This is a genomic window from Kouleothrix sp. 19917, from assembly GCF_057073505.1.
This window is the reverse complement of the sequence record NZ_CP097099.1, coordinates 7875473-7898522: the sequence shown is the minus strand read 5'-3', so window position 1 is coordinate 7898522 and position 23050 is coordinate 7875473. Positions and strand designations below refer to the sequence as shown.

Here is a 23050-nt window from a genome sequence, read left to right as displayed (position 1 = left end):
GGTTGGCAGGTTGGCAGGTTGCAAGTTTGCAAGTTTGCTGGTTCGCACGTTTGCGGGTTTTTTTGGCCCAATCCCAAAACCCCAGACCCCAAACCCTCATGTAGTTCGCAGGTTCGCAGGTTCGCAAGTTTGCAGGTTCTCATCCCTTCGTGTCTTCGTGTCTTCGTGGTTACGGTTTCTGGTTCTTGGTCCTGCGGTCTCGGTTCTATAGCGCTTTGCAAACGATTGACCATTGATATGCTGGCAAGAACGTAGTAGCAGCAAGACAACTGCCTTCTGCATCCTGCCGACTGCAACCTGCTATAGTAGGTTTACGCTATGACTGAATCTAAGCCATTCGATCTTCTTGTGGTGGGCGAAATCAACCCCGACCTGATTTTGCGCGGCGATGTCGAACCCGCGTTTGGGCAGGTCGAAAAAATGGTCGACGACGCGACGCTCACGATCGGCAGCTCGTCGGTGATTTTTGCGTGCGGCGCGGCGCGGCTGGGCCTGCGCGTTGCCTTTGCCGGCATTGTTGGCGACGACACATTTGGCCAGTATATGTGCGAGCAGATGGTCGCGCGCGGCATCGACACCAGCGCGGTGCGGGTCGACCCGGCGCTGCGCACGGGCTTTAGCGTCATTCTCTCGCGCGGCGCCGACCGGGCGATTCTGACCTTTGCCGGCTCGATTGCGGCGCTGCGCTACGACATGCTCGACATGCATATGCTCGACCGCGCGCGCCACCTGCACCTCGGCGCATTCTTCATGCTCGACGCGCTGCGCCCGGATGTGCCGCGCCTGTTTGGCGAGGCGCGCGTGCGCGGCTTAACCACCTCGCTCGACACAAACTACGACCCGACCGAGCGCTGGGATGGCGGGCTGCGCAACACCCTGCGCCTGACCGACGTGTTTCTGCCGAACGAAGCCGAGCTGCACGCCATAGCAGGCACCACCGACACCGACGCGGCGCTGGCGCGGCTGGCCGGGCCAAAGCAAACCGTCGCCGCCAAGCTGGGCGCGCAGGGTGGCGTGGCGCGGCGCGGCGGCACGACTGCGCGCGCGCCTGCGCTGCCGGTGCGCGTGGCTGACACCACTGGCGCGGGCGATAGCTTCGATGCAGGCTTTGTCTACGGCTTCTTGCAGGGCTGGGATCTTGAGGCGACGCTGCGCCTGGCCTGTGCCTGCGGCTCACTTTCGACGCGCGCAGCCGGTGGCACCGCGGCCCAGCCAACCCTGGCCGAAGCGCGGTCGGCGCTATGATCCTGTGTGTCACGCCCAACCCCGCCGTCGACCGCACCCTGACGGTGCCAGCATTCCAGCCTGGCGAGTCGCAGCGCGCGACGAGCGCGTTTGCGGCGGCGGGCGGCAAGGGCCTGAATGTGGCACGCGCCGTTCGCACGTTTGGGAGTGCCGTCGTGTGTGCCGGTTTCGCGGGCGGGCACAGTGGGCGGCTCATGGCCGAGCTTGCTGAGCGTGAAGGCTTCGGCGCGGCGTGGACATGGATCGCGGGCGAAACGCGCACCTGCATCATTCTGATCGACGGGCAGTCGCATGACGCCACGGTGATCAACGAACCCGGCCCGACGGTCGCCTCGGATGACTGGGCGCGACTGGCCGCGCAGGTGGTCGAGCGCGCGCCCGCCGCCGACGTTGTGTGCGTAAGCGGCAGCCTGCCACCGGGCACGACGCAGGCCGACTACGCGATGCTGCTGCGGCATGTGCGCGCAACGGGCTGCACACTCTGGGCCGATACCAGCGGGCCGGGCCTGCGCGCCGCCGCCGAGCTTGGCGGCCTGGGCATCAAGGTCAATGCCGCCGAGGCGGGCGAGCTTGTGGGCCGCGCCCTCGCCCAGCCAGCCGATGCCGCCACCGCAGCGCGCGAACTGCACGCCCGTACTGGCGGGCCAGTGATCATCACACTTGGCAGCGCGGGCGCGGTGCTGGCGAATCGAGCCGGGAGCTGGCACGCCGCGCCGCCGCCGATTACGCTGGCCAGCTCGGCGGGCAGCGGCGATGCCGCGCTGGCGGGCCTGGCCGTCGCGCTGGCACGCGGCGCGGATGCGCCCACCGCGCTGTGCCACGCCGTCGCCGCCGGTGCTGCGAATGCCCTGCTGATCGGCGGCGGGCGCATCGAGCTGCCGGCTTTCCGCGACCTCCTGGCGCGCACAACGCTTGTGCAAATGGCGTGAGCGTAAGAATACGAGCACCACGAAGACACGAAGTTTCCAAAAGAAACGTGCAAAAGGCGTATGCAATACGCTGCGGCGACAACCTGCAACACGAGCGTATGCAATACGCTGCGGCGACAACCTGCAACACGAGCGTATGCAATACGCTGCGGCGACAACCTGCAACCTTCTAATCTGTAACACACAAGGATATTCCAATGACAACATTTCTCGAACAGGAAATCAACAGCCAGCCCGACGTTCTCGCGCACCTGCTCGACCGCGAGGGCGCGCGCGTGCAGCAGATCGTCGCGTCGCTGCCGCCCTTCGAGCACGTGCTGATCGCGGCACGCGGCACATCCGACCACGCCGCGATCTACGCGAAATACGCCTGGGCCTCGCTGGCTGGCTACCCGGTGGGCCTGGCGACGCCCGCGCTGTACACGCTCTACCACACGCCGCCGCGCCTGCCCAACACGCTGGTCGTCGGCATCTCGCAGTCGGGCCAGTCGCCCGACATTGTGGCAGTGCTGGAAGAAGCCAAGCGCCAGCAGCGCCCCACGCTCGCCATCACCAACGACGGCAGCTCGCCACTGGCCGCCACCGCCGACCATGTGATCGAGCTGCATGCCGGCGTCGAGAAAAGCGTCGCCGCAACGAAAACCTACACTGCCCAGCTTGCAATCATGGCCATGCTGGCCGCCGCGCTGAGCGGCGACGCCGCGCGCCAGGCCGAGCTGGCGGCACTGCCCGCCGCGCTGGCGAGCACGCTCGCGGGCATGGGGCCGGTGGCCGAGCTGGCGGCGCGCTACCGCAGCAACGAGCAGTACGTCGTGATTGGGCGCGGCTTCAACTTCGCCAGCGCGCTTGAGCTTGCGCTGAAGCTGAAAGAGCTGACCTACGTGATGGCGGTGGCCTACTCCTCGGCCGACTTCCGCCACGGCCCGATCGCCACCGTTGGTGAGCGCATGCCGGTGCTGATGTTCCGCCCGCGCGGCGCGACCTTCGCCGACCTGAGCGAACTGACGAGCGAGCTGAAAGATCGCGGCGCCGAGCTGCTGGTGATTTCGGATGACCCCGCCGCTGCGCAGGGTGCCGACGCGCTGCTGCCGTTTGCGGGCGGCCTGCCCGAGTGGCTCAGCCCGATTGCGGCGATTGTGCCGGGGCAGGCGCTGGCGCTGCACCTCGCCGTCGGGCGCGGCGGCGACCCCGACCGCCCGCGCGGCCTCAGCAAAGTGACGCTGACGCGCTAATCAGCGCTGCCGTGCGCTGTGGTGGGGTTCGGGGAGGCATAGCCTCCCCGGAAAAAATCTCTCAGGCGCTGGTCGCCACATTGGTGGCGACCAGCGCCTGAAGGGAAATTCTTTGGATGGCCGTTGGCCCTCCAAACCACCCCGAGCAGGACAGCGCACGCCGAGTAAATATTGAGAGAAAATAATGCAGATCGAAACCCTCGCCCAGCTGGGCGACACCTACAACCACGTCTATATTTCGCCGCACCTCGACGACACGGTCATTTCGTGCGGCGGCGCGGTAGCCGCGCAGCTCGCCGCCGGCGAGCGCGTGCTGTCGGTGACGCTCAGCACCGCCGCGCCCGACCCGGCCGGGCCGTTTAGCGCGCTGGCCGACGAATTCCACAGCCAGTGGAAGCTTTCCGCTGCGCAGGCAGTTTCGGCGCGGCTGGCCGAAGAGCGCGCAGCCATGGCGCGCATGCCTGGCCTCGACCACTGGTGGGCGGGCCGTCTCGACGCAATCTATCGCTTCCCCGACGCCTACAACACCCGCGAGTCGCTGTTCAATGCGCCCGACGCGCGCGACCCGCAGTTCGCCGACCTGGGCGCGCTCTTTGCCGAACTGCGCGCGCGCATGCCCGCCGCACAGTTCTATGGCCCGCTTGGCGTTGGCTCGCACGTCGATCACCTGATCGCGCACACTATGCTGCGCCAGGTCTTCGGCGCGGGCGTGCGCTTCTACGAAGATTTGCCCTACTCGATCGCGGCGAGCGCGTACCAGGCGCGCATGGCGCAGCTTGCCGGCGAAACGCTCACGCCCTACGCGGTTGCGATTGACACAACGCTGGCCCGGAAGATCGAAGCGATTCATGCCTACGCCAGCCAGCTCTACGAGCTGTTTGGCAGCGCGGCGCAGATGGAGCAGCAGATCACGGATTACGCGGCAGGGGTTGCGCCAGCCGGGGCGCGCTATGGCGAGCGCGTGTGGCAGATTGGGTAGGGCGGGTTTCAAGCTGCAGGTTGCAAGGTACTACAATTGAAACAATGAACCGCAAAGGATGCGAAGGACCGAGAACAGTATGAGGGTTTGGGGTCTGGGGTTTTGGGATTGGACCAAAAAACCCGCAAACGTGCGAACCTGCAAACCTGCAACCGGCAACCTGTAAACCTGCAACCTCAACATTCAACACTTCTTGCGAACCCGCACCCCTGACCCTACGCCCTCAGGCGGGCGAGCAGTGCGCGGGCGGCGGCGGCAAGCGGGCCAAAACCAGCGGTGTCGGCCAGCTCGGCGGCAGAAGCGAGCAGAGGCAGCGCCCGCGCCGGGGTGCCGAAATCGCGCTCAATGCGGGCAACCTCGATGGCGGTGCGCACATACTCGGGCAGCAGGCGGCGGCTGGCGCTGTATTCGAGCGTGTGGGCCAGCCGCGCCCGCGCCGCCGCAACGTCGCCGCGCAGCGCCGCAATGCGCGCCAGCCCGTGCTGCGCGGCGGCGTAGACAAAGCCATACAGCAGCTGTGGCACCGCCAGCGCGGCCAGCAGGCGCGTTTCGGCGCGGGCGAGGTTGCCGCCCGCCAGATCGAGCAGCCCCAACCCCACTTCCACCCCCATGCGGTGCGACTGAAAGGCCGGCTGGTCACGCAATTGCGCCGCCAGCGTCTCGAAGCCCGCGCGCGCCTCGGCAAAGCGGTCGTCGAGCAGGTGCAGAAACGACTGGTGAATTTGCGGCCAGATGGCGGCCCAAGCCGCCTCGGGCGCGCGCTGTGCCGTGTCCAGGCTCCTTCCCATCCAGTGTGCAGTTGCGGCCGCGTCGCCGCGCAGATCGTGCATGTGCGCCAGCTGCAGCGCGCTGATCACCGCTACCGCCGCCTGGCTGGTTTCGACCGCCAGCTCGTAGGCGCGCAGCAGGCAGGGCTCGGCATCACCAAGCAGGCCCTGCATGAGTGCGGCCCAGCCTACCTGGAACAGCGCCAGCGCCGCCGCCTCGGATCCCAGCAGCTCGGGCAGCTCGTCGGCGGGCGCGCCGGGCAAGCGCGCCACCGGCACGAAATGCGGCCAGTGCGACGATTCGTCGGGCGGGAGCGGGGCCAGCCACGGCGCGGGCGGCGGGCTTGCCGGCCAGCTGTCCCTCTCGCGTGGGCGGGATGGCGCATCGAGCGGCTGGAAAATCATGGCTGTGCGCCACTGCAGGTCGTCCAGCGCGGCGGGCTGCCCCGGCAAGCCATTCGCGTGCGCGCCGCTCAGTTCAGCCGCGCCAGCCAGATCGCCCAGCAGTGCGCGCAGCACCGCCATGCGGCGCGGCGGCAGCAGGGGCGGCAAGCTCGGTCGTGTTGCGCGCCAGCGATCATAGCGCGCAGCGGTGGCAAGCACGCCATCCCAATCGAGCAGCGACTCGGCCATGAGCAGGCGCGCCACAAACACGCGCCGCACCGCCTCGGCAGGGGCGCGCTGGCCCATGCGCTCGGCAGCGCGCAGCGCAGCATCGTAGTGCGCCAGCGCGGCGCGGTAGCCAAACGAGCGGCGCGCATGGTCGCCCGCCAGCGCGGCGTAGCGCAGCACCTCGGCATCGGCGCGGCCAGCCTGCTCGAAGTGAAATGCCAGCTCGGCGGCGCGCGCAGGATTTTCGCCATGCAGTTCAGCAATCGCTTCGGCGGCGCGGCGATGCAGCAGCCGGCGCTGCGGCGACGAAAGCGCCGCGCTGATAATCGAGCGCACGAGGTCGTGGCGAAACGCCAGCCGGCCGTCATCGGCCTCTGCCAGATACTGGCGGGCGATCAGCATCTGCGCCGCTTCCAGCGCGCCTGCGTCGGCCAGCTGCTCGACCAGATCGAGCGAGACGGGACGCCCGATCACGGCGAGCTGTTCGAGCAGGGTGCGCGCGGGCGCGGGCAGGTGTTCGAGCCGGCCAAGCACCAGCTCGCGCAGCGCGGGCGCTCCCGCCAGGTCGGGCAGGGGCGCGCCCGCATCGAGCGCAGGCAGCAGCGCGCTGAGCGAATGGGCGCGGTGTTCTTCGAGCAGCGATTGCAGCGCCACGCCCAGCACGAGCGGGTTGCCACTGCTGGCGGCGCTCAGGCGCTGCGCCAGGCGCGCCACCTGGGCGGTGCCGGTTTGCGCCAGCCCGGCCAGCAGCGTCGCAACATCGTTCTCGGCCAGGCGGCCCAGCAGCAGCGGGCGCAGCAGCGTTTCGCGGCCGAGCGTGCGCAGCAGCTGGTGCAGCGCGGCATTCTCCACCAGTTCTTCCGAGCGGTAGGCCAGAATGAGCAGCAGGGCGCGGCGCGTCGCGTGGCGGGCCAGCCGCCCCAGCGCGGCCAGCGTGGCTTCGTCGGCCCACTGCGCGTCGTCGCACCAGACGATCAGCGGCTGCTCGCGGGCCAGGGCCAGCGCCACATCGACAATCCCATCCAGCAGGTAATTATGCCCTTCGCCAGCCGGCGCGCCCGCCAGCGCGGGCAAGTCGGCCAGGCGCTCGCGCAGCACCGGCAGCAGGTCGGCGGTTTGGGCGAGCGCAACCGGCGGCAGGCGGCGCAGCAGTTCAATCGGCGCGGCGCGCAGCAAGGGGCGCAGGGCTTCGCTGAGCGGCGCGAAGGGCAGGCCACGCTCAAGCGGCGTGCAGCGCAAAGCAATGGCGAGGTGCGGGCCAGCGCCGGCCAGCGCCTGCGCCACCAGGCGCGTTTTGCCAATGCCGGCCTCGCCAACAATCGCCACCACGCCGCCCTGGCGCTCGCGCAGCGCGGCCAGCCAGCCGTTCAGCGCGGCCAGCTCGGCGGCGCGGCCAACAAAGGGCGGCGTGTCGCTGGTGGGCGGCTCGGGAGCGCGGGCGGGCGAACGAGCTTCGGGCGGGCGCGGCGCGGCGTCGTCGCGCAGGATGGCGGTGTGCAGGTCGCGTGTTTGTGCCGAGGGCGCAACGCCCAGCACTTCGTCGAGCGCGTGGCGGCAGCGCTCGTAGGTTTGCAGCGCGCCCGCGATGTCGCCGGAATGGGCCTGGGCGCGCATGAGGGTGCGGTACAGCGGCTCGCGCAATCGGTCGTGCGCAAGGCCACGGCGGGCCAGCGCAATCGCGGCATCGTCCATACCGGCGGCAAGCCGCTGCTCGGCAAGATCATGGAGCGCGCCAAGAAAGCGCTCGCGCAGCATGTCGCGTGGCTGCTCGGCCCAGGGCGCGTCGGGCTCGTCGGCCAGGTAGTCACCATTGTAGAGCGCCAGCGCGCGCTCAGTGGCTTGCGTGCTGGGCGGGCGGCGGTCGAGCAGCTCAAGAAACAGCTCGGCGTCGATCTGCGCGCCGCTGGCGGCATTCCAGGCGTAGCCGCCCGGCCGTGTCAGGATGAACTGGCCCGATGCGCGCCCGCTGGCGGGTTCGAGCAGGTGGCGGAGCGCGCTGACCGTGCTGCGCAGCGTGGTGGCGGCGGCCTGCGCGTGCGCCTCGGGCCACAGCCAGTCGATCAGTTGCTCGGCGGAAACGCGGCGACCACGCGCGGCCAAGAGCATGCCAAGCAGCCGCCGCTCCTGCCGCGAGCGCCAGACGCTTTCGGGCAGGGCGCGACCGCCGCGAACGATTTGCAGCGGGCCAAGCATATTGATGCGCAGCTCGTCGGCCATTGCCCCCACCAAACCTTGTGCAGCAGCCCCATGCCGCACTGCATCATGAGTATACCATCTCCTGCCGCTGCGCGGCAAAAAAGAAGAAGGGCGTATTGCTATACGCCCAGACCGAGAGGCGAAGGGCGTATTGCTATACGCCCAGACCGAGAGGCGAAGGGCGTATTGCTATACGCCCAGACCGAGAGACGAAGGGCGTATTGCTATACGCCCAGACCAAGAGACGAAGGGCGTATTGCTATACGCCCAGACCAAGAGACGAAGGGCGTATTGCTATACGCCCAGACCAAGAACCTGCAACCATCCCCGCGCCGGGCGCGAAACACGCGGGCGCTGGCCGGGCATGGTGGCACGACTTTTGCTTTGCACCTACCGCAGGTTTTCCAAAATAATAGCATCGGCTTGATGCTGGGTTAATCTTCGACCTGTATACAGATGCCTATCATAGCGCGAGGACAAAATGGCCAGGATGGCGATTGCAATTGCCGCAATTCTTGTAGTGGTGTTGAGCGCCGGCTTCACCACGGCGCCGCTGACGAGCGCGGCACAGAGCAGCGGGCGCGTGGCGCAGGGGGCGCGCAGCGTGATTAATGTGAACAGCCAGGGCTTGCTGCTTGGCGGTATGGTTTCGCCGGCCAGCGTGGGCACGAATAGCAGCGCGCCGGAAGACGGCCCGCCAATGGTGCTGCTGGCCTACCTGGGGCTGGTGATTGTGGGCAGCGCGCTGGCGATTCGCAGCGTGCGCGCAAGCGGCGGGCGCGATTTGTAAACGCCGAACACAAGCCAATATTTCTCTGAGGGCGGGACTGCGGTCCCGTTCTTTTTTTGCGCCGATTTCATGCCGGCTTCATGTTCTGATTTCATAATCACGAGCGTGGACACAGTTTCACAACAACATTTCAGCATAAGGAGCAGAAATAATGCGCAATCTTCCCGCCTGGGCCGGCATCGTCGGCATTGCAGCGATCCTGCTGGCCGGTTGCGGCACGGCACAGACCACTATCACCCCAACGGCTGTGCCCGCAGCACAAAGCGCCGCCGCAACACCCGAGCAACCAGTCGCCCCGGAAACAAACCCGGTTGGCGATATTCCCGACACGCAGGCATTTGTCCGCTATGCAGCGGCATCTGGCGGCTATTCGCTGGAAGTGCCGGAAGGCTGGGCGCGCACCACCGACGCGGCAAATGTTCGGTTTGAAAGCAAGCTCGACGGCCTGGCTGTGGCTGTTTCTTCTGCGAGCGCCGCCCCAACCGTGCAGAGCGCACGCGATCACGAGGTCGCCGCGCTGGTTGCGGCTGGCCGCGCCATGTCGGTCGCGAGTGTCGACGCGGTGAAGCTGCCGATCGGAGACGCTATCCTGGTCAAAAGCAGCGCGAACTCGAACCCGGACCCGGTGACAAACAAGCAGGTTCGGCTGGAACAAAACATCTACTTGTTCTACAACGCGGGCAAGCTGGCAACCCTGACGCTCTGGGCGCCGCAGGGTGCCGATAACGTCGACCAGTGGCAGCGCATTGCCGGCAGCTTTAGCTGGAATTAAGAAGGTGTCTGATGATTCTTGAAGCACACGATTTATATCGGTTCTACCACGTGGGCGACTCCGAAACGCTGGCGCTGCGTGGCGTGAACTTGCAGATCGCGGCGGGCGAAATGGTCGCTGTGATGGGGCCGTCGGGCAGCGGCAAATCGACGCTGCTGGCTTGCCTGAGCGGGCTGGACGACCCCGACGGCGGCGCGGTGGACGTGCTTGGCCGGCGCGTGAGCCGCCGACCCGAACACGAACGCGCGGCAATACGCGCATCGACGATTGGCGTGCTGATGCAGAGCGGCAATCTGTTCCCACATCTGTCGGTCGAGCAGCATGTTCAGCTTCAGCTGCATATGGCACATCGGCCCATTCAGCCACGCACCGCCGAGGTTCTGGAGCAGGTCGGGCTGACGCATCGGCGGCACGCGCGCCCGGCACAGCTTTCCGGCGGCGAGGCCGCGCGTACCGGTCTGGCGGTCGCGCTCGCAACCAAGCCAGCGCTGCTGCTGGCCGACGAGCCGACTGCCGAGGTGGATGCCGAAACCGAAGCCGACGTGCTGCGCCTGTTTGCTGCGCATTGCGCCGCCGGTGGTGCCGCGTTGATCGTCACGCACAGCGAAGCGCTCGCCGCACAGACGAGCCGCGTTGTGCGCTTGCAGGACGGGAGGATATATGCAGCCGCATCATAGCACAACCATTGTTTTAGAGCGCGAGGAAACGATGCCACCGCTCACGAATAGCGCGCTGGTCATTGCGCACGGCTTGCAGCGCAGCTACCGGCGCGGCGGCACCGACGTTGTGGCGCTGCGCGAGGCAAGTTGCACCGTGCTGCCGAACGACCGAATCGCGCTCGTCGGGCGCTCGGGGAGCGGCAAATCGACGCTGCTGCACTTGCTCGGCGGGCTTGATGTTCCAACTGCTGGCGAAATCACCTGGCCCGCGCTCGGCAAACGCGAGGCGCTGCGTCCATCGCTGGTGTCGTTTGTGTTCCAAACGCCAAGCCTCTTGCCCGCGCTCACCGCCGTCGAAAATGTGGAATTGCCGCTTCTGCTGGGAACGGCTGATCCGTCGCGAACGCGCAGGGATGCACTCGAAGCGCTGGCGCGGCTCGAACTTTCGCACCTCGCCGACAAGCTGCCCGAAGAATTGTCGGGCGGGCAGGCGCAGCGTGTCGCCGTGGCACGCGCGCTCGTGACGCGCCCGCAGCTCGTGCTGGCCGACGAACCAACCGGCCAGCTCGACCGGCCAACCGCACAGCACCTGCTTGACACACTGCTGGCGGCGCTGGCGGGAACCGGCGCGGCGCTCGTGGTGGCGACACACGACCGCGCCGTCGCGGAACGGCTCGAACATACCTGGCATATGGAACACGGCACGCTTCACGGAGATATACAATGACACTTCTTCTCTGGCTCAGGGGTATTCTGGCGCGGCGTTCGGGGCGTTTGCTCGGCGTCGCCGTTGGGTGCGCGCTCACAGTGGCGCTGCTGGCGTCGCTGGGCGCGTTTGTGGCCACAAGCGCCACGTCGATGACACAGCGCGCGATCGACGGCGTGCCGGTCGATTGGCAAATTCTGCTGGCGCCCGGCGCGGATCAAGCCGGCGTCACACAGGCGTTGCAGGCCGCCACGCCGTCCACCGCAATCGAAACCGTCGGCTATGCGGATGTGGCGGGTTTGAGCGCCAGCACGGGCGGAACCGTGCAAACCACAGGCGCGGGCAAAGTGCTGGGCATTGATCCGCAGTATCGCCAGCAGTTTCCTGCCGAACTTCGAGCGCTGCTTGGCTCGCTCGACGGCGTGCTGGTCGCGCAGCAGACGGCTGCGAACCTGCATGTGACCGTGGGCGACCACATCACCATTCAGCGGCAGGGTGTGCCGCCCGCCGACGTGGTCGTTGCGGGTGTGGTGGATCTGCCGCAGGCCGATTCGCTGTTTCAGGCCGTGGGCGTGCCGCCGGGCACCGCGCCGCAAGCGCCGCCCGACAATGTTCTGCTCCTTCCGGCGCAGCAGTGGCACACGTTATTTGATCCGCAGGCAGCGGTGCGGCCCGACTCGGTGCGCACGCAACTGCACGTGCGGCTCGGCCACGATCTGCCGTCCGATCCGGGCGCGGCGTTTATCGCCGTGCAGCAGCGTGCACGCAACTTCGAGGCGCGTGTCGCGGGCAGCGCCGTGGTGGGCGACAACCTGGCCGCGCGGCTGGATGGGGCGCGCGCCGACGCGCTCTACGCGACGATCCTGTTTCTGTTTCTCGGGTTGCCCGGCGCAATCGTGGCAATGCTGCTGACGCTCGCCGTCGCCGCCACCGGGCAGACGCGCCGCCGCCACGAGCAGGCATTGCTGCGCACTCGCGGCGCAACGACGAGCCAGATACTGCGCCTGGAAGGGTTGGAAGCGCTGGTGGCAGGCGTGCTCGGCAGCGTGCTGGGCGGCGCGCTGGCCTACCTCGCGGCAGCGGTGTTTGTCCCGCAGGTGCAGATCTTTTCCGCCGCAACGCTGGTCTGGCTGTTCGCCGCCGTGGCAGTCGGTCTGGCGCTCGCGGCCGTTGCGGTGCTGGTTCCGGCCTGGCGAACGTCACGCGGCAGCACGGTCGTTCGCGCGCGAACGGTTGTTGGGCGGCAGCGCGCGCCATTCTGGCAGCGGCTGTATCTTGACGCCATTCTGCTGGTCGTCGCGGGCGTGATGTTCTGGCGAACGGCAAGCACCGGTTACCAGCTTGTGCTCGCGCCCGAAGGCGTGCCGCAGACCGCGGTTTCATACGAGGCGTTTCTGGCACCGCTCGGGCTGTGGCTGGGCGTGGCGCTGCTGACAATGCGGCTGTGGAACGGCGGTCTGGCGCGCGGACGACGTGCGCTTGCAACAGCGCTGCGCCCAATCGCGCGGCAGCTCTCGGATGTCGTGGCTGGCTCGCTCGGGCGGCAACGCGCCCTGCACACACGCGGCGTCGTGCTGGTTGCGCTGGCCTGCGCGTTCGCAACATCGACGGCGATGTTCAACACCACCTACAACGCTCAGGCGCGCGTCGATGCGGAACTGACCAACGGCGCGGACGTTCAGGTGCGCGGCTCGACGGCAGCACCGGCGGGCGCGAAACTGCGCGAACTTGCGGCGCTTCCTGGTGTCGCCGCCGCCGAGCCGCTTCAGCATCGGTTCGCGTATGTCGGCGCGGACTTGCAGGATTTGTTCGGCATCGACCCGGCGCGCATCGGCAACGCGACCAGCATGGCGAATGCGTATTTCGCGAATGGCAACGCGCGGGGGACTTTGGCGGCGCTCGCAGCGCGGCCCGACGGCGTGCTTGTGTCGGAAGAAACTGTAAAGGATTTCCAGCTCGCACCGGGCGACCAGATCAATCTGCGGCTTCAGCACGCTGGCGATAATCAATACCAGGTGGTGCCGTTTCACTTCGTCGGCATCGTCCGCGAATTTCCAACCGCGCCGAAAGACTCGTTTCTGGTAGCGAATGCGAGCTACATCGCGCAGCGGACCGGCAACAGCGCGGCGGAAACTGTGCTGCTCCGCACGAACGGCGACATCGCCGCAGTCGCGCACGCTGCACAGGGCGTGGTCGCGGCGATGCCCGGCGCGCACGTGACCGATATTGGCGCGACGCAGCGCACAATCAGCTCAAGCCTGACAGCGGTCGACCTGCGCGGGCTGACGGCGCTGGAATTGTTCTTCGCGGTGGTGCTCGTCGTCGGCGCGACCGGGCTGGTGCTGGGACTCAGCTTGATCGAGCGCCAGCGCACGTTCGCAATTCTGGCGGCACTCGGCGCGCGGGCCAACCAGCTCGGCGCATTCGTCTGGAGCGAAGGCGTGCTGCTGCTCGTCGGCGGCTGCATTGTCGGCGTCGGCGCGGGCGTCGGCGTTGCGTCCATGCTTGTCGCGCTGCTGACGCACGTGTTCGACCCGCCGCCCGAGGCGCTGGTGGTGCCGTGGGGCTACCTCGCGCTGATGCTGGGCGCGGCAATCGTCGCAACGTGCGCGGCGATGCTGATCGCGCAGCGCGTGTCGGCACGGCTCGTGGTCGAGCGGCTGCGCGAGCTATAGAAATGTTTAGGGATCAGGGATCAGGGGTCAGGAGTCAGAACGCTCCCGACCCCAGACCCCAGAGTCCACCCCTGCGCTTCACGCAGATTTCATCTTGGCTCGCTATACTCAGCTTAGGTGAATTGCCCGCTGCGACGAGATATTTGCGGCGCAGCAGGCTGGGGAAGCACGCAGGGAATGGCAATGTTGCAAACACTCTTGATGCAGTACGGGCTGATTACACTCGGCCTGTTTATTTTTCTGGAAAGCGCCGGGCTGCCGCTTCCCGGCGAGACGATGCTGTTGCTGGCAGCCGCTTCCGCCTCACAGGGCGTGCTGCCGATCGGCGGCGTCGTCGTGGTCGCAGCCATCGCGGCGATTGCCGGCGACAACCTCGGCTACTGGCTCGGCCACCGCTACGGCGTGGCATTGCTCACGCGCTACGGGCGCTGGCTGCGGGTCACGCCCGAGCACGTCGGGCATGCGACCGGCTTCTTCCAGCGGCACGGCGCAAAGACGGTTTTTCTGGGCCGCTTCGTCGCACTGCTGCGAGTGCTGTCGGCCGTTCTTGCCGGCGCGAGCGGGATGCGCTACGCCCAGTTTCTGTTCTACAACGCGCTTGGCGGCATCGTCTGGGCGGCGGTGGTGGGCGCGCTTGGCTTCGCGTTCGGCAGCCAGCTCACCGTGATCGAATCGTGGCTGCGACAGATCGGCTGGGGTCTCGCAGGCATCGCCCTCGCAGCCGTGCTGGGCGTGCTGCTCTGGCGCTGGCTGGTTCGGCACCAGTCGAGTGTCGCGGCCCGGCTCGGCAGCGTTCGGCAGCGTTTTGCGCGCTCGTGGCTCGCCCGCACGATGAACACGTGGCGCGCACGCCTTTCGCTGTGGTCGTACCTGGGCGTTCACACCACCATCGGCCTCGGCGTGAGCCTGGCGGCATTGCTGGCATTCGCGCAGATCGCCGATAGCGCGCTGGGGCAGGAAACGCTCGCCGCACTCGACACGCGCGTGGCGCTCGAACTGCACCGCGTGGCGACGCCGCTGACCACACAGGCCATGCGCGTTGTGACGGCATTCGGCGGCTCGGCGCTCGTGGCAATCGCATTCGTCGGCGTAGTTGCGTTTGTGGCGCGGCGGCGCTGGGCCAAGCTGGTGCTTTGGGTTGGCGCGCTCGGCGGCGGCGGGCTGCTGACGCTTCTGCTGAAAGCGCTGATTCAGCGCCCGCATTTGGCCGCCGCACCACTCGACGCCGCGCTCGGCTGGGGCTTCCCAAGCGGACACGCGCTGATGGCGACGATTACCTACGGGCTACTGGCCTTCATGTTGATCGCTCGAATGCACCAGTGGCGCTGGCAAGTTGCAGTTGCGCTTGCGGCGCTGTTTCTGATCGGCCTGATTGGTTTCAGCCGCATGTACCTCGGCGTCCACTACCTCAGCGATGTGCTGGCGGGAATCGCGGCGGGAACATGTTGGCTGGCCACCTGCCTGAGCGCTTGGGCATATCGTGTTGCGCCACCGCGAAGGCAGGCAGTAATATTGGAATCGACGTCGACGGATAGGTCGACGGTCGCGTGAATATTTGGGAAAAGGTCATGCATATTTTACTGGTGGAAGACGAACACACGCTCGCCGCGTACATCAAGCGCGGCCTTGAAGAACAGGGGTATGCGGTCGATCTGGCGGAAACCGGGCGCGAGGCGCTGGAATGGGCCAAAAGCGCCACCTTTGAGCTGATCATACTCGATATCATGCTGCCGGAAATCGACGGTCTCGCCGTGTGCCGCGAACTGCGCGCCCGCGACGTTCGCACGCCCGTCCTGATGCTGACCGCGCGCGACACCGTCGACGACCGGGTGGATGGCCTCGACGCCGGGGCCGACGATTACCTCGTCAAGCCCTTCGCGCTGCGCGAATTGCTGGCCCGGCTGCGCGCGCTCATCCGCCGCGCCGACGACGCCCCGCGCACTTCGGCGCTAGAGTTTGCCGACCTGACGCTGGATACGCGCACCCGCCAGGTGGCGCGCGCCGGCAAGTCGATCGAGCTGACGACCAAGGAAATCGCGGTGCTCGAATGCTTGATGCGCGCCCCCGGCCACGTTCTTACGCGCACGCTGATCGCCGACCAGGTGTGGAACTATGAAGTCTACAACCAGTCGAACGTGGTCGATGTGTACATCCGCAACCTCCGGCGCAAAATCGACGATCCCTTCGCGGTGAAGCTCATTCACACCGTGCGCGGCGCGGGCTACCGGCTGGCGGAAGGCGACGATGAGCCGCATTAGAACGCTGCGTGTCCGTTTCGCATTCTGGGTCGCCATTCTGCTTCTGGGCGCGCTGATCGCGTTCGGCGCGTTTGTGTACGCCAATCTTTCGCGCAGCCTGTACGCAAACGCCGACGATTCGCTTCAACTCAGCGCCGCGCAGGCGATTGCAGCCGTGAATATCGAGAACGGCGTGCTCTCCATTTCCGACAGCATTCCCGAAACATCGGCCCTCGCTGGCTTGCGCGAGCGCGGCCTGACTATTCGCGTGCTGAACCCGGCCGGGCATGTGTTGCAGGCCGTCGGGCCATACCACAGCCAGCCGCTCGCCTCGACCACGGCTTCCAGTTCGTTGAACCAAAGCTCATTCGCAACCACGACTGATTCCGCCAGCGGCGACACCGTTCGCTGGTACAGCGCGCCAATCACCGAAAACAATCAGGTTATCGGCGCGGTGCAAGTGGCGCGAAGCCTCGAAGACGTCAAGGCGACATTGCAGCGACTGCTGACAGCGCTTTTAGTCAGCATTCCGCTGCTTATCTGCGCCGCAGCAGGTGGCGGCTACCTGCTGGCCGCCCGCGCGCTCGCTCCAATCGACCAGATCACACGCACGGCGCGCCGCATTTCGGCCGAAGATTTGCACGCGCGCCTCGGCTTGCCCGCGACCGATGATGAAGTGGGGCGGCTGGCGGCCACGTTCGACACGATGCTGGCCCGCCTCGAAGCGGCATTCCAGCGCGAACGCCAGTTCACTGCCGACGCCTCGCACGAATTGCGCACGCCACTCGCGGCCATGCAGGCGATCCTCGGCGTGATTCGCGAGCAGCGCCGCACGCCCGAAGATTACGAGCAAGCGCTCGACGACCTTGCCAACGAAGCCAATCGCCTGCGCACGCTGGTGGACGATTTGCTGCGGCTGGCGCGCGGCGAAGGCCAGGCGCTCGCGGAGCGCCGCCCGGTGGAGCTGAGCCTGCTGCTGCAAGACGTCGCCGATTCGCTCGTGCCGCTGGCCGAAGCGCGCAGCCTCACGCTCGAATGCGCCATCGCGCCGAATTTAATCGTGCAGGGCGACAGCGATGCGCTGATTCGCGTGTTCGTCAATCTGCTCGACAACGCCATCAAATACACGCGCCAGGGCGGCATCACCGTCGCCGCTAATCGCCATTCCGATGCCGTAGAAATATCGATTGCCGACACCGGCAGCGGTATCGCCGCCGAGCATTTGCCGCGCCTCTTCGACCGCTTCTACCGCGCCGAAGCCTCGCGCACGACACGCGGCGCCGGTCTTGGGCTGGCAATCGCGCAGGAAATCATCCACGCGCACGGCGGTACCATCGCCATCGAGAGCACGCCCGGCGCTGGAACCACCGCCACAGTTACACTGCCGTGTAGCTCCTGAAAACCAGGCTTCCCTGAACGAGAGCATGGCGCGTCGGGAAGGCGAAGAGTCCGAAACGCCGGAAGTGCCAGAGATTTTCTCCCTGGCACTTCCGGCGTTTCACATTGTCTTTCAGCTACAGCTCTTTGTTGAATGCGCTCGCGGCCCAATCGTCATGGCGCTGGCGGCGCGGCGGGTGTGAAGAAATCGGCCATTGGCATCGCGCAGTCGCAGTTCGCCTGGCCAAGCAAGGGCAGCTTCCACGCCGCTTCGATTGTGCGGAGCAATGAGTAGTGGCTGTACGGCACATCCGATGTGAAGCCAGACCAGCCGAGCGGCGACAGCACCAGCGTTGCGAGCCGACCACCGGCCGCATTCCCGCAGCAACCAGCCCGTCCTGAACCCTCGTCGAACGTGATGAACAGCACGCCGTTATCCTTCCAGGCTGGCGTTTCGAAAATTTGGGGCACAACGGTTTTGAGCCAGGTGTCGCCAGTGCTAACCGGGCAGTCGTGCATGTCGTTGCACATGTTCGGCGTGATCCAAACGAAATCCGGCAGCGTATTGGCCTGGATGTCTGCCGCAAATTGTGTGAACGGCACGATATTGCTGCACCGGGCCGGGTTCGTGCGAATGCTGTCGTAGTAGATAAACGGATTGTGCTTTTGCTTGTACAGCGGCACCGCGTCGCCAATAAAGCAGGGGCTCGGCATACCTTCCATATACGCCTTCCACGATTTGCCGCCCGCCTCCAGCTGATCCGCCAGATTAGGCTGATTCACAAAGCAATCGGTGCAGTTGCTTGTGACGCCAAATGTGTCGCCGCCAGTCAGCGCAAGGTAGTTCGGCAGGCTCGGATGGCGAATGCCATAGTAGTTGGTTGCAACGCCATAGCGCTGCGCGAGCGAGCTCATATACGGTGCCTGGTCGCTGCCGATCACGCGCGCATAATCCTTGTTTTCCATCACAATCACAAAGATGTGTTTGAAGGCCGGCACTGGCAGCGCCGAAGCAGCAGTCGCCGGAGAATGAGCGGGCGAGCTGGGTGGGCTGCGGAACGCGCTGAAGGCGAAGACGGCCAGAATGCCGGCAAGCATAATACTGAGCCCGCCAGTAATGCGAGAAGACGATGACATGGATGTTTCTTTCTTTGCAAATTGGTGCGACATTTTGCCCGAACGAGGGCGTGTATTGCAGCCCCAGGGCAGTGTCAGCATGACCGCGACAGCCAGTACAAACTGGACTGTACACCTCGCCTGCGCATCACGATGCATGCGCGGCGTGTGCTGGGTTCTACTATAGTTTTGCCAGATTAAGCTGACATGAAACGAGGAGAAATGCTTTCGCCGGCAAAAGCTGCATAAAAAATAATGCGGTCGAGGAAACAGAGTTACTGTTTCCTCGACCGCATTGGGTTGTGCTGAAGCGCCTACTTTGTGGACGAGTCGGGTGTCTCCGTATCGCCCGCGCCGTCACTCGCTGAGCTGCCGGCCTGGTCGGTGCTCAGGATCTTGCCGCTGTTGGCATCGACCTTGACATCCGCACCATTGCTCAGCTCGACGCTGTAGATGATCACGCCGTTCTCGTCGCCAAGCTCGGCCTTCACCACCGTCGCGCCGGGGTTCGCGGCGAGCGCGGTTGCTTTGGCCTGGTCGGCGGTGACGGTTGCCTTGCCAGCCAGTGCCGCAGCATCGGCGGCTTCGTTGTCGGGCTGCTCGGTGCCGTCCTGCGTTTCCGTGTTAGCCGCGCCGTCCGGCGTTTCCGCATCCTGCGCGCCATCCTGCGGCCCGTCCTGCTGATCGACCGTGTCAGTGTCGGGGCCGTTCTTTGGCTCTTCGGTGGGCGCGGGCGGCTGTGCTGCCGGCGCGCTTGCCGGGGCCGCAGCACGCTGCGCGTTTGCCTGGCCATTGCCAAGCGCCGCAAAGCCGGCAGCCAGCACGACCATTAGCGCGGCGAACGGCGCAATAACGCGAATCCACTTCATCATGTTGTGTGCTCCTTGTGTTGCATTCCGCCGCTCCCAACGAGCGACGTATTGCCACTATAGAAGCCAGACATGAAGTGAACATGAACTATCTCTGAAGAAACCGACGCGCTGATGAGGCGCTGGAAGTGGGTGCGGAATGTGTTTGCTGCGCCGTTCGCGCACTACCACACACGCAGGCCGTCGGCGTCGAGGGCGATGGGGAGGACGCGCATGGAAGAATCGAGCTGAGGTATACGCTCCAGCAGCGCGCGCCGGGCCGCGTTGTCGGGGCCGCACAGCAGCGCCACTGTGCCGCCAGCCCCACCCGCGCCATTCACCTTCCAGCCCAGCGCGCCATGCGCCCGCGCCAGCTCGATCAGCGCCTGCGCGCCTGCGCTCACCAGCTCGGGGTGCAGCGCGCGCTGAAATTCGGTGTTGGCATCCATGGCGCGGCCAAGCGCCGGCCAGTCGCCCGCATACAGGGCATCGCGCATGAGCGCCGCGCAGTGGCGCAGGCCGGCAAGCTGCGGCGATGCGCCTCCTTCCTGCTCGAGCCGCGCAATCACGCTGCCGTGCACCTCCGACGAGCTATGGGCCGTGCCAAGAAACACGAGCAGCAGCCGGCGCTCAAGCTCCCAGCGCAGGGCTGGGGCGAGGCGAATGGGCGAAACGCTGGCATGCGGGTAGCGCATCATTTCGATGTAGGAAACGCCGCCATAGGCCGAAGCAAGCTGATCCTGAATGCCGCTTTGCTGGCCCAGGCGCACGGTTTCCACGCGGTGCGCGGCGTAGGCGATCTCGTGGGCGGTGCGGCGGCCAGGGCGCAGGGCGTCGAGCGCGCCGAGCAGCGCCACGGTGACGGCGGCCGAGGTTCCGGTGGATGCGCCGGCAGGAATGGGCGAGGCGATCTCGATATCGAGCGCGAGGTCGTCGGGCGGCGCGATTTCGGCCAGCGCGGCGGCGAGCAGCGGGTGCGGGTGATCGAAGGGCGGGCGCGCGCCCCACGCGGCTGGCTCGTAGTGAATGCGCTGATCGTAGTTGATGACGTGAAGTGTGACATGCGGCGTGCGGGGCGCGCGCGGCGTGGCGGCGATCTGCACCGTGGCACCGGGCGACACCGCAATATTGCACACGGCGCCGTGGCCCGCGAACCAGGTGTCGGTCCAGCCGCCATTGTCGCAGACGCGAATGGGCGCGTGGCTGTGGATCAGGCGGGGCGAGGGCTGCAGAGCCATGCCGTCTGTTTACTTTCGTTTGGTCTTATTCTGCCGTCGTTTGGTTGTGGTGGTCGTGGCCGTGTCGCCGCTGCTGCGGCGCGTGGAGCGGGCGTTCGATTTCACGCTGGCGGCTGGTGCAGTGTGCTTGCCGTTGGAATGCGGCACGCCGCCATCGAGCGCCGCATCTTCGGGCAGTGCCAGCGCGGGCTGGCCGTCGTGCGCGCTTTCGGGCGGGAGCGCGGGCGTTGTGGCGGGCAGCATTTCGCTTTCCGGCAGCGCGCCATTCGCTTCGGCAGCACTTGACTCAAGCTCGGCAGCATCTGCCGCCGTCGGTTGTCCTTCGTCAAGCGGGGCGTATTGCAATACGCCCTTGCCGTCGCCGCCATCTGCTTCGGCAGTTGCGTCATATGCTTCGGCAGTGGCATCATTTGCTTCGGCAGTGGCGTCATATGCTTCGGCGGTGGCGTCATATGCTTCGGCAGCACTTGACTCAAGCTCGGCAGCATCTGCCGCCGTCGGTTGTCCTTCGTCAAGCGGGGCGTATTGCAATACGCCCTTGCCGTCGCCGCCATCTGCTTCGGCAGTTGCGTCATATGCTTCGGCAGTGGCATCATTTGCTTCGGCAGTGGCATCATTTGCTTCGGCAGTGGCGTCATATGCTTCGGCAGGGGCATCATATGCTTCGGCAGCACTTGACTCAAGCTCGGCAGCATCTGCCGCCGTCGGTTGTCCTTCGCCAAGCGGGGCGTATTGCAATACGCCCTTGCCGCCGCTCCCATCTGCTTCGGCAGTGCTGTCGTATGCTTCGGCAGGGGCTTCTTCAAGCTCGGCAGCATCTGCCGTGGTCGGTTGTCCGTCGCCAAGCGGGGCGTAGTGCAATACGCCCTTGCCGTCGCCGCCATCTGCTTCGGCAGTTGCGTCATATGCTTCGGCAAGCACAACCTCTGGCTCGACAGCATCTGTCGTGGTCGGTTGTCCGTCGTCAAGCGGGGCGTATTGCAATACGCCCTTGCCGTCGCCGCCATCTGCTTCGGCAGGCACGTCTTCAAGCTCGGCAGCATCTGCCGCCGTCGGTCGTCCTTCGTCAAGCGGGGCGTAGTGCAATACGCCCGTGCCGTCGCCGGCCCCGGCCCAATCGACCACCAGCTCGACGTGGCCGCAGCGAGCGCATGCCCAGGCGCGCGGCGCGATCGGCTCGGCGCTGGCGGGCATGGCATCGGCGCGCATCGCCAGGCGATGCTGCAGGCTGGTGGGCTTGAGATCCGCGCCGCATTGCACGCAGGTGCGCGGGCCAGCCGGCGACATTGGCGCGCGCGTGGGGATGGGCAGGTCGAGGCCGGCCTGCACCGGCGTGGCCGTGGTGGGCAGCGCCCGCTCGGTAGCGGCGCGGCGATACACCGCCATTGTTTCGCGCGCGGCCCGCGCCCACGAAAACTGCTGCGCGCGGGCCTGGCCCATGCGCCCCATCTCGGCGCGGCGCACACTATCATCCCACAGCGCCTCGATCTCGTCGGCCCAGACATCGGCATCGAGCGGCGGCACATAGATCGCCGCGTTGCCGCCGATCTCGGGCAGGCTCGAGGTCGCGGCGGCCAGGCAGGGGGCGCCACAGGCCATTGCCTCAAGCAGCGGCAGACCAAAGCCTTCGTACAGCGAAGGGTTGATATAGATGCGGCAGGCGTTGTACAGCCAGCGCAGGTCGTACTGGCCCACGCCGCCCGCAAATAACACATGGTCGGCCAGCTTCAGGTCGCGCACCGCCGCAAAGATCGGCTCGTCGCGCCAGCCGCGCCGCCCGACGATCACCAGCCGGTAGCCCGCGTCGGGCCGCCGGTCGAGGCAGATGCGCAATGCCTGCAGCAGGGTTGGCAGATTCTTGCGCGGCTCAAGCGTGCTCACAAACAGCATAAACGAGCCAGCTTCCACCGGCGTTGAGTTCAGCACGCGCGCCTCGCCAGCGCGCAGCGGAATCGGTTTGTACAGCGGCGCGGCGGCTTCGTAGATCACGTCAATCTGCTCGATTGGGATGTCGATGAACTGCGCAATGTCCTGGCGCGTAGCTTCCGAAACGGCAATAATGCCCTCGGCGCGCGGCGCATTGGTTCGCACCTGCCCATAGTAGGCGCGCGCGGCGTCGTCCAGAATCTCGGGGTAGTGCATAAACGCCAGGTCGTGAATGGTCACAACGGCTGGGCAGGGGCGGCGCAGCGGGGCCACAAAATCGGGGAAGTGCGCGACATTCGGGCGAGCCAGCAGCAGCTCCAGCGGCATCGTCCACTGCTCGAAGCGATGATGGGGAGGGGTATAGACACTGCGCCGCACCACGTTTGGCGCAAGCGCCAGCGGGCGCAGGTGGTCGCGGTGCTGCAACGACACAAACTGGTCGTCGCGGGCTGTATCGGGCAAAGCCGTGAGTAGCTGGCGCGTATACTGAGAAATCCCACCCTGGCGGTAGGCGTTCAGGCGCGCATCAATCGCAATACGCATGGTTTTCCGAATCTATGCAGCTGCGGCGTGCCAGCAATGCGCCGGCCAGGCGCACTCGCGCGCAACGGTAAAGGCTGCGCTCTGCGCGAGGCTGGCCAAATACCACGCGACACACGCGTCGCAGGGAAAGTACTGTTGATATGAACGTTGCTTGATCGCACTGTTATCGTACCACAGAACCGCTTCTTCATGCATTCCTGCGC

At 66.3% G+C, this 23050-nt stretch carries 17 protein-coding genes; 12 read left to right on the top strand and 5 right to left on the bottom strand.

Features of this window, described 5'->3' with window-relative positions:
• Positions 1–318 precede the first annotated feature (318 nt).
• The 4 genes from M1P90_RS31685 to M1P90_RS31670 all read left to right on the top strand — a co-directional run bounded on the left by M1P90_RS31685 (position 319) and on the right by M1P90_RS31670 (position 4385).
• On the top strand, positions 319–1245 hold the full coding sequence (locus tag M1P90_RS31685) for a carbohydrate kinase family protein (RefSeq protein ID WP_483699774.1): 927 nt from the start codon (positions 319–321) through the stop codon (positions 1243–1245).
• Positions 1242–2174 carry a 1-phosphofructokinase family hexose kinase gene (locus M1P90_RS31680; RefSeq protein WP_483699773.1) on the top strand — a complete coding sequence of 311 codons (933 nt, stop codon included), beginning with the start codon at positions 1242–1244 and terminating at the stop codon, positions 2172–2174. Before M1P90_RS31685 ends, M1P90_RS31680 begins: the two co-directional genes overlap by 4 nt.
• A 197-nt stretch (positions 2175–2371) precedes the next feature.
• Positions 2372–3406 carry an SIS domain-containing protein gene (locus M1P90_RS31675; protein ID WP_483699771.1) on the top strand — a complete coding sequence of 345 codons (1035 nt, stop codon included), beginning with the start codon at positions 2372–2374 and terminating at the stop codon, positions 3404–3406.
• Between the two features lie 184 nt (positions 3407–3590).
• Entirely contained in the window at positions 3591–4385 is a 795-nt protein-coding gene (locus tag M1P90_RS31670) for a PIG-L deacetylase family protein (RefSeq protein ID WP_483699770.1), read from the top strand.
• A 215-nt stretch (positions 4386–4600) separates the two neighbouring features.
• Here M1P90_RS31670 and M1P90_RS31665 read toward each other — a convergent pair whose 3' ends face one another.
• The gene (locus M1P90_RS31665; protein ID WP_483699768.1) at positions 4601–7981 is read right to left on the bottom strand and encodes an ATP-binding protein; all 3381 of its coding nucleotides are present in this window, start codon (positions 7979–7981) and stop codon (positions 4601–4603) included.
• Between the two features lie 469 nt (positions 7982–8450).
• On the opposite strand from M1P90_RS31665, the gene M1P90_RS31660 reads away from it, so the two are divergent.
• From M1P90_RS31660 to M1P90_RS31625, 8 genes are all read left to right on the top strand, one after another.
• The gene (locus tag M1P90_RS31660) at positions 8451–8750 is read left to right on the top strand and encodes a hypothetical protein (RefSeq protein WP_483699767.1); all 300 of its coding nucleotides are present in this window, start codon (positions 8451–8453) and stop codon (positions 8748–8750) included.
• Positions 8751–8901: 151 nt separating this feature from the next.
• Entirely contained in the window at positions 8902–9522 is a 621-nt protein-coding gene (locus tag M1P90_RS31655) for a hypothetical protein (protein WP_483699765.1), read from the top strand.
• A gap of 11 nt (positions 9523–9533) precedes the next feature.
• Positions 9534–10199: an ABC transporter ATP-binding protein gene (locus tag M1P90_RS31650; protein WP_483699763.1), complete on the top strand. Its 666-nt coding sequence runs from the start codon at positions 9534–9536 to the stop codon at positions 10197–10199.
• Positions 10183–10908 (top strand): ABC transporter ATP-binding protein, encoded by a 726-nt coding sequence (locus tag M1P90_RS31645; protein ID WP_483699762.1) that lies wholly within the window; start codon positions 10183–10185, stop codon positions 10906–10908. The genes M1P90_RS31650 and M1P90_RS31645 overlap by 17 nt, the downstream gene beginning before the upstream one ends.
• Complete coding sequence (locus tag M1P90_RS31640) at positions 10905–13562, top strand: FtsX-like permease family protein (protein ID WP_483699761.1); 2658 nt, start codon at positions 10905–10907, stop codon at positions 13560–13562. Before M1P90_RS31645 ends, M1P90_RS31640 begins: the two co-directional genes overlap by 4 nt.
• 183 nt (positions 13563–13745) lie before the next feature.
• Positions 13746–15113 carry a bifunctional DedA family/phosphatase PAP2 family protein gene (locus M1P90_RS31635; RefSeq protein ID WP_483699759.1) on the top strand — a complete coding sequence of 456 codons (1368 nt, stop codon included), beginning with the start codon at positions 13746–13748 and terminating at the stop codon, positions 15111–15113.
• 17 nt (positions 15114–15130) lie between these two features.
• Positions 15131–15820 carry a response regulator gene (locus M1P90_RS31630; protein ID WP_483699757.1) on the top strand — a complete coding sequence of 230 codons (690 nt, stop codon included), beginning with the start codon at positions 15131–15133 and terminating at the stop codon, positions 15818–15820.
• A complete protein-coding gene (locus M1P90_RS31625) occupies positions 15807–17198 on the top strand; it encodes a HAMP domain-containing sensor histidine kinase (RefSeq protein ID WP_483699755.1) in 1392 nt (463 codons plus the stop codon). Before M1P90_RS31630 ends, M1P90_RS31625 begins: the two co-directional genes overlap by 14 nt.
• A 152-nt stretch (positions 17199–17350) precedes the next feature.
• On the opposite strand, the gene M1P90_RS31620 is transcribed toward M1P90_RS31625, so the two are convergent.
• From M1P90_RS31620 to M1P90_RS31605, 4 genes are all read right to left on the bottom strand, one after another.
• A complete protein-coding gene (locus M1P90_RS31620; RefSeq protein WP_483699753.1) occupies positions 17351–18313 on the bottom strand; it encodes an alkaline phosphatase family protein in 963 nt (320 codons plus the stop codon).
• Between the two features lie 293 nt (positions 18314–18606).
• Positions 18607–19164: a PepSY domain-containing protein gene (locus M1P90_RS31615; protein ID WP_483699751.1), complete on the bottom strand. Its 558-nt coding sequence runs from the start codon at positions 19162–19164 to the stop codon at positions 18607–18609.
• Between the two features lie 161 nt (positions 19165–19325).
• Positions 19326–20378, bottom strand: a complete 1053-nt coding sequence (locus M1P90_RS31610) for a GHMP family kinase ATP-binding protein (RefSeq protein WP_483699749.1) — start codon at positions 20376–20378, stop codon at positions 19326–19328.
• A gap of 9 nt (positions 20379–20387) precedes the next feature.
• Entirely contained in the window at positions 20388–22847 is a 2460-nt protein-coding gene (locus M1P90_RS31605; protein WP_483699748.1) for a glycosyltransferase, read from the bottom strand.
• Between the last annotated feature and the right edge of the window lie 203 nt (positions 22848–23050).